This is a genomic window from Streptococcus oralis (genome assembly GCF_001579175.1).
In the GTDB taxonomy this organism is placed as follows: Bacteria; Bacillota; Bacilli; order Lactobacillales; family Streptococcaceae; genus Streptococcus; species Streptococcus oralis_O.
On record NZ_KQ970759.1, the window covers coordinates 306,057 to 312,833 of the forward strand.

The 6,777-nt window shown below is 36.4% G+C and carries 11 protein-coding genes and 1 pseudogene; all 12 read left to right on the forward strand.

Annotated elements, in window-relative coordinates; all coding sequences use genetic code 11:
• Positions 1-231, forward strand: a pseudogene (locus SORDD24_RS11515) (prephenate dehydratase); the annotation flags it as partial.
• Entirely contained in the window at positions 228-1,523 is a 1,296-nt protein-coding gene (locus SORDD24_RS01540) for an LCP family protein (protein ID WP_061406859.1), read from the forward strand. The pseudogene SORDD24_RS11515 and the gene SORDD24_RS01540, both read left to right, overlap by 4 nt.
• A gap of 350 nt (positions 1,524-1,873) precedes the next feature.
• Positions 1,874-2,272 (forward strand): DUF1310 family protein, encoded by a 399-nt coding sequence (locus tag SORDD24_RS01545; protein ID WP_061406861.1) that lies wholly within the window; start codon positions 1,874-1,876, stop codon positions 2,270-2,272.
• Positions 2,269-2,502 carry a hypothetical protein gene (locus SORDD24_RS01550; RefSeq protein WP_061406863.1) on the forward strand — a complete coding sequence of 78 codons (234 nt, stop codon included), beginning with the start codon at positions 2,269-2,271 and terminating at the stop codon, positions 2,500-2,502. The genes SORDD24_RS01545 and SORDD24_RS01550 overlap by 4 nt, the downstream gene beginning before the upstream one ends.
• A gap of 15 nt (positions 2,503-2,517) precedes the next feature.
• The gene (locus SORDD24_RS01555; protein ID WP_061406866.1) at positions 2,518-2,901 is read left to right on the forward strand and encodes a DUF1310 family protein; all 384 of its coding nucleotides are present in this window, start codon (positions 2,518-2,520) and stop codon (positions 2,899-2,901) included.
• Positions 2,901-3,167 (forward strand): hypothetical protein, encoded by a 267-nt coding sequence (locus SORDD24_RS01560; RefSeq protein WP_196757254.1) that lies wholly within the window; start codon positions 2,901-2,903, stop codon positions 3,165-3,167. The genes SORDD24_RS01555 and SORDD24_RS01560 overlap by 1 nt, the downstream gene beginning before the upstream one ends.
• A 43-nt stretch (positions 3,168-3,210) precedes the next feature.
• Complete coding sequence (locus tag SORDD24_RS01565; protein ID WP_061406868.1) at positions 3,211-3,612, forward strand: DUF1310 family protein; 402 nt, start codon at positions 3,211-3,213, stop codon at positions 3,610-3,612.
• A gap of 168 nt (positions 3,613-3,780) precedes the next feature.
• Entirely contained in the window at positions 3,781-4,185 is a 405-nt protein-coding gene (locus tag SORDD24_RS01570) for a DUF1310 family protein (protein ID WP_061406870.1), read from the forward strand.
• Complete coding sequence (locus SORDD24_RS01575) at positions 4,178-5,401, forward strand: Mbeg1-like protein (RefSeq protein ID WP_061406873.1); 1,224 nt, start codon at positions 4,178-4,180, stop codon at positions 5,399-5,401. Before SORDD24_RS01570 ends, SORDD24_RS01575 begins: the two co-directional genes overlap by 8 nt.
• On the forward strand, positions 5,383-5,793 hold the full coding sequence (locus SORDD24_RS01580) for a hypothetical protein (RefSeq protein WP_061406875.1): 411 nt from the start codon (positions 5,383-5,385) through the stop codon (positions 5,791-5,793). Before SORDD24_RS01575 ends, SORDD24_RS01580 begins: the two co-directional genes overlap by 19 nt.
• A 3-nt stretch (positions 5,794-5,796) precedes the next feature.
• Positions 5,797-6,090, forward strand: coding sequence for a hypothetical protein (locus tag SORDD24_RS01585; protein ID WP_061406878.1), 294 nt, complete (start codon positions 5,797-5,799; stop codon positions 6,088-6,090).
• Between the two features lie 174 nt (positions 6,091-6,264).
• A partial coding sequence (locus SORDD24_RS01590; protein WP_231082648.1) for a LicD family protein occupies positions 6,265-6,777 on the forward strand: 513 nt, incomplete at its 3' end.

Below are 6,777 nucleotides of genomic sequence, written 5' to 3' on the forward strand. Positions count from 1 at the left end.
TTACAAGGCTCTTTCAACCTTTGCTTGGCGAGGTATTGACTTAACCAAGATAGAAAGTCGCCCCTCAAAACGGCATTAGGTGAGTACTTTTTCATTATCGATGTAGACTATAGTGACAAAGAACTGGTTCATTTTGCCAGACAAGAACTAGAAACAATTGGGATCCAGTACAAGATACTGGGAACCTACCCTATTTTCACTATTAGGGATTTAGGAAAGGAGAGTCTATGAGCAAAGAAAGCCCGTTAAGTCATCATGAGCAGTTACGTTATGACTATCTCTTTAAGAATTTTCACTACCTCAATGATCGGGAGCGAAAGGAGTTTGATTACCTGCAGCAAAAGATGACAGGACCCAAGCAAGAAGTTCACCCTTCCTACCAAGAAGAAAAAGAAGAGACTTGGAGTAGTGATATTGATCTTCCGACTTATGGAAATAGAAGTCGGGCTAAGAAACGTGAAAAGGTAGCTCCTCTACCTAAAGTCAAAAAGAAAAAAAGAATATTTGGCTTTAAACGAGTACTGACTTGGTTCTTGCTATTGATAACTTGCCTTGCTGCAGGAATGATTTTCATGTTTCTTCGGGGATTTCAGTCGGCAGCTAATCCAAGCAATAAGCCAGCTGATGCCAAGGCAGCCCAAGTAGAAGTCTTTAACGGTCAGGATACCAAAGATGGTGTGAATATCCTAGTCATGGGGACAGATGGCCGTATCGGTCAAAATAGTGCAGAAACCCGTACTGACACGATCATGGTACTGAATGTCAGTGGATCGGATAAGAAGATTAAACTTGTCAGCTTTATGCGTGACAACTTAGTTTATATCGACGGGTATAGTAAGATTGTAAATGGTCAGAAACAGACGGATAACAAACTAAATGTTGCTTATGAACTTGGGGAACAAGAAGGGCAAAAAGGTGCTGAAATGGTGCGCAAGGTTCTAAAAGATAACTTTGATTTGGATATTAAGTACTATGCCCTAGTTGACTTCCAGGCATTTGCAACAGCTATTGACACACTTTTCCCTGAAGGAGTGACTATCGATGCTCAATTTTCAACTCTGAATGGTCAACCTCTGACAGAAGCCACAGTTGGAGACGATCTTCATGCAACAGAGACTGAGTCCCCAACTCAAACCATCAAAGTTGGAAAACAGCAGATGAATGGTTCTACCTTGCTGAACTATGCTCGCTTCCGTGATGATGATGAAGGAGACTATGGCCGTACCAAACGTCAGCAACAAGTCATGTCGGCTGTTCTTGAACAGATCAAAGATCCAACCAAGCTCTTTACAGGATCTGAGGCACTTGGAAAAGTCTTTGCGATGACTTCGACCAATTTACCGTATAGCTTCTTGTTGACCAATGGTTTATCTGTCATAGAAGGCGCTCAGAATGGTATCGAAAGATTAACTGTTCCCGAACTTGGTGACTGGGTAGATGACTACGATGTTTATGGAGGGCAGGCTCTCCTTGTCGACCAAAATAAATACAAGACAAAACTCGCCCAAATGGGAATGAGATAGAAAACTCTTATAAAAAAACTCAAAAGAACTTAGTCCAAACCTAAAAAGAGCATTCCCGATGACAGAAATGCTCTTTTTAGGTTTTATAATGCTTTCCAGTAACAAATTCATCATAATCTAACAAGAAACCCTTTTAAGAAACTTGTTAAGAAAACGGTACAAAGTGAAGGTTTTTTGAATCTACATCAAACGAAAAATTGATGTCGAGCTGGTTTTAGCTGATTAAAAGGAATTTTTGTGCTAACTAAGGAATCTGCAATTTAACTATAAGGCTAATAAAATAATGATTATGGTATACTATAAGTAAATCAGTACATGACATATTTGTAAAATATCATAAAGGAGATGCCATGAAGTCATTAAAAATTGTAGGAATTGTTTTAACTAGTTTATTAGTTATCGTTGGATTAAGCATAGGAGGATATAAAGTAATGAAACAAGTAGAACACGATGAGATGGTGAGAATTGTTAAAAGTGATGAAGTGAAAAAGATTGTTGAAAACAAACTTAAATATCTAGATAGTGAGGCCTTAACAAAAGAAGGTACAATAAAATCGTATGAAATTGATATCGACTCAATTAAGCATAATCCCATGGGCGGAATTGATTTTAAAGTATATGTAAATTCAGATAAAAAACTAAGAGTAATGTATGGATTAGAGAAAGATAGCAATACTGGAAAAATTGAATATTCAGGAGGCGGTTATTCTGCTCAACTTGCAGAATTGTTAAAGAAGGTGAAAAAATGATACAAAAACATACGGAACATGATAGACAAAAAATTGCTGCTAGAGAATATACGGACTATACGAAAGATGATCCAATTGATATTGGAACTGATAACAATCCTAATGTAATCGGCACAGTCCGTCAAGTGATCGAAAACGAGACAGGAATAAAGGTTTACGTAGTTGAGAGTCCAGACAAATCTTTATGGTATACTATAAGTAAATCAGTAAATGATATATTTTTAAAATAGCATAAAGGAGACGTCATGAAGATATTAAAAATTATAGGAATTGTTTTAGCTAGTTTGTTGGTTATCGTTGGGTTAAGCGTAGGAGGATATAAAGTGATGAAACAAGTAGAACATGATGAGATGGTGAGAATTGTAGAGAGTGAGGATGCGAAAGAGATTTTTAAAGTGCGCTTAAAACAAATAGATCCGAATGCTCTAACAGAAAAAGGAATTATTAAATCATATAAAGTTGATTCTTTTGAACATAATCCAATGGGAGGAATAATTGTTTATTTGTATATAAATGATTCTTCAAGTTATAATGTTAGTGTATTCTTACATAAAGGTAGTGATGGTAAATTAAGAAATGGCGGTGGGAGTAATCCACCTCTGGAAAAATTAAAAGGAGACTCAAACTGATGAATTCTATGTATAGCGACTATGAACGAAAGTTAATCGCTGAAAAAGAATACGATAAAAAATTACAAGTTGACAATGATATTTATATAAAAACTCGGAAAAGCTCCATCGGCACAGTCCGTCAGGTGATCGAAAACGAGACAGGATTAAAGGTTTACGTAGTTGAGAGCCCAGACCATTCTGAAGTGTCTGTTCTCTACGAAAGTTCAAAAGCGCCAAGTCAAGTGAGGATGGAAAATCCAATCTTTATGGTATACTATAAGTAAATCAGCGCATGACATATTTGTAAAATACCATAAAGGAGATGCCATGAAGATATTAAAAATTATAGGAATTGTATTAGCTAGTTTGTTGGTTATCGTTGGACTAAGCATAGGAGGATTTAAAGTAATGAAACAAGTAAAACACAATGAGATGGTGAGAATTGTAGAGAGTGAGGAAGTCAAAAAGATCATAGAAGATAACCTAAAGCTGAGGCATAAAGGGGCACTTGAAGAAGGAAATATTATCCAGAATTATGATATAGATATTAATTCCATTTTTCATAGTCCAATGGGAGGGATCAAATTTAAAATTTATATAAATAATGACGAAGAATTATATGTATTTTTCACTATTAATAAAGATAGAAGTAGCGGAAAGTTAGTTAATGATGGCGGAGGAAACTCTGCTAAATTTGAGAAAATGATAAAGGAGGGGAAAAGTGAATAGACAGTATAGTGATCATGAACGTCAAAAAATTGCTAATTAAGAGTATACAAAGTATTCTGAAACAGATCCTTTGAAAATCATAAATGATAAAGGAGAAATAGAAGATATCGGTACAGTCCGTCAGGTAATAAAACAAGACATATTTGTAAAATAACATAAGGAGACGTCATGAAGTCATTAAAAATTGTAGGAATTGTTTTAGCTAGTTTGTTGGTTATCGTTGGATTAAGCGTAGGAGGATATAAAGTAATGAAACAAGTAGAACACGATGAGATGGTTAGGATTGTAGAGAGTGAGGAAGCGAATCAAATTTTTATAAATAGATTAAAACGAATAGATCCGAAAGCGTTTGAACCAGATGGAGTTATTAAAAATTATGCGATTAATTATGAATCTATTGCTTCCAATCCAATGGGAGGTATTATGGTTTCCATATATGTCAATGACAATAAGGATTATATTTTTAGTTTCACTCTAAATAAAAACTTTAATACGAAGAAGCTTACTAGTGAAGGTGGAGTAAATGATCCTACGATAATGAAAAAAGTAGAAGAGAGAGAGAAAAATGACTGATACATATACGGACTATGAGAGATTTCAAATAGCAAAAAAAGAGTATGATAAAGAGCTTGCAGTTGATAAGCCTGTTGAAATTGGTGATAATGATAACGCTAAACCCATCGGCACAGTCCGTCAGGTGATCGAAAACGAGACAGGAATAAAGGTTTACGTAGTTGAGAGTCCAAACCATTCTGAAGTGTCTGTTCTCTATGAAGGTTCTAAAGCGCCATTTGAAGAAGGATGGGAAGTGGATTGGCTTGAAAATGACCTTCCCATGGCTCAGAGTATTTTGAAAGGTGAAGAAGGAGTTACCTCTCAGTTGAAGGCGGCTGCCTCTATCTTAGATGATATAATGTTGGGATATCCAAACGCTAAAATCTCAGTTTATGGTCACTCTCTTGGTTCTATGAATGCGCAATACGCCCTAGCTAATGTTAGGGACATTTCACGTATCTCAGGAGCTTATATCTATCAAGGACCGAATATCTATCCGGTCTTGACCAAAGAACAACGGCAACGTGTGGATGCTATAAAGTATCGTATTCATAATTACATTGATGATAAGGATATGGTTCCTTTAGGTTATCCTGAAAATAGAATGGATAGTGTCGGTGTAGTAGGGATTATGCATCATGTTGATTCGAAACAACAGGTAGATTTTATATATTCTCAACACTTGTGGGGTGGCTATGTTTTTAATGAGGATGGTAGCCTCAGAATCAAAAAGGATACCTCATCTTTTGAAAAACGGTATTCATCTTTTTTGGATAAGGTTTCTAGTGGCTTGTATAACTATGTAAAGGCAAAAGAGACATTGGCTTCAGGAGGTTATACGAGAGGTGAGGAAATATTTCTAGACTCCGAACAGGCCTTAACGATTTCATCGGGATTGCATGAAGTCGCAAATGCTGGTCATGAAGAGATTCGTTCCATAGTTCGTAAAGCTCACCAAAAAGCAGAGAAAATAGTAGAGAGTACCTATCAAGTCCCTTTTGGTTTTATTTTGTCACCTACAGAGGTGGCGACAGCCTATTCTGACGGAGGAGTATCTCGTACGACAATCCTAGATGACCTTGATCATTATTTCTATCCAAAAATAAAAAAATCAGAAAAATTGGCCGAAGATTTTCAAAGTTTAGAAAAGCAAATAGCAGATGGTGTCCAAAAGAAATTGGAAGATGATAAAGAGTTAGCAGGGAATTTTAAAGAATGGATGAAAATCAAGTAATCTGGCGGGAATTAAGAACAAAGCAGAATCAATTAGATTTATTAGATGAACGGAATCGTTCTATTCGCCAACAAAGAGAAAAACAATTTGAAGACCTTCAGCAAAAACGTGACCAATTGTTGCATATGATGGAAAGCAAGTATCAGATGATGCAGCATACATTAGGACAAGTGGACGTTGATACTACTGAGGAAAGAGCACAGCTAAACAGAATAGCTTCTCACTTTAGTCAATCGGTGTCCATGGGATTTACAAGAAATCAACGTACCTTGGAACAGAGGATTGAAAATGAAGAGATTGAGTATAGACGAGAACGACGAAAATTGGAAGATGATATAGATATATTACATCGTCAAAAGATGAAACTCGAACAAGAAAAAAGGAAGGGATAATCTATGTTTGATGGAATGATTAATGACTTCTTCTCGGGAGTGAATAATAATATGACTGAGATTGAGAAGGGACTAGAACGTTTACTAATCAGCCATATCTATGCACCCCTCAAATTGAATGAGCGTAATAATTTGATGTCAGATGGTGATACCAAAATCAAAACAGAAGCGCAAGCAACAAAGACAGCACTGGGGATGATTTCTAGTCAAATTGATACAACGATGAAGGGTCCTTATTCAACAAAGGTTGTTGAGACTTTGAAGACGAAAGAAAAAGATTATGATACGATTGTGTAGAGAAAAAATTTCCCCCTTTGGAATGAGATAGAATACTATAAAAAAATCAAAGTTTGAATCACTAGTGAAAAAGAGGTTTAGGCTTTGATTTTTCTTAGTATCTGATGGATTTTTAGGGCTTCTTTATGGTATAATAAAACGATATAACTCGTTATTGGACAGAAGAGGAGAGACATGAGTGATTTGAAAGCGATTCAGGCTCGTAGTCTGGAAATGGCTGAATATTTCGTCGCATTTTGTAAAGAACATGATTTGTTGTGCTATCTCTGTGGTGGAGGAGCTATTGGTGCCCTTCGCAACAAGGGTTTCATTCCTTGGGACGACGACCTAGACTTTTTTATGCCACGTAAGGACTATGAAAAATTAGTTGAACTATGGCCTCGTTATGCAGATGAACGTTATTTTTTGTCAAAGAGTCACAAGGATTTTGTAGATCGTAACCTTTTTATTACCATTCGTGATAGGGAAACAACTTGTATCAAGCCTTATCAAAAGGATTTGGATTTGCCACACGGTTTAGCTTTGGATGTGTTACCTTTAGATTATTATCCTAAAAATCCAGCTGAGCGTAAGAAACAAGTCCGCTGGGCCTTGATCTATTCACTCTTTTGCGCCCAAACTGTCCCAGAAAAGCATGGTGCAGTCATGAAATGGGGGAGTCGCATCTTACTCGGCCTGACGCCAAAA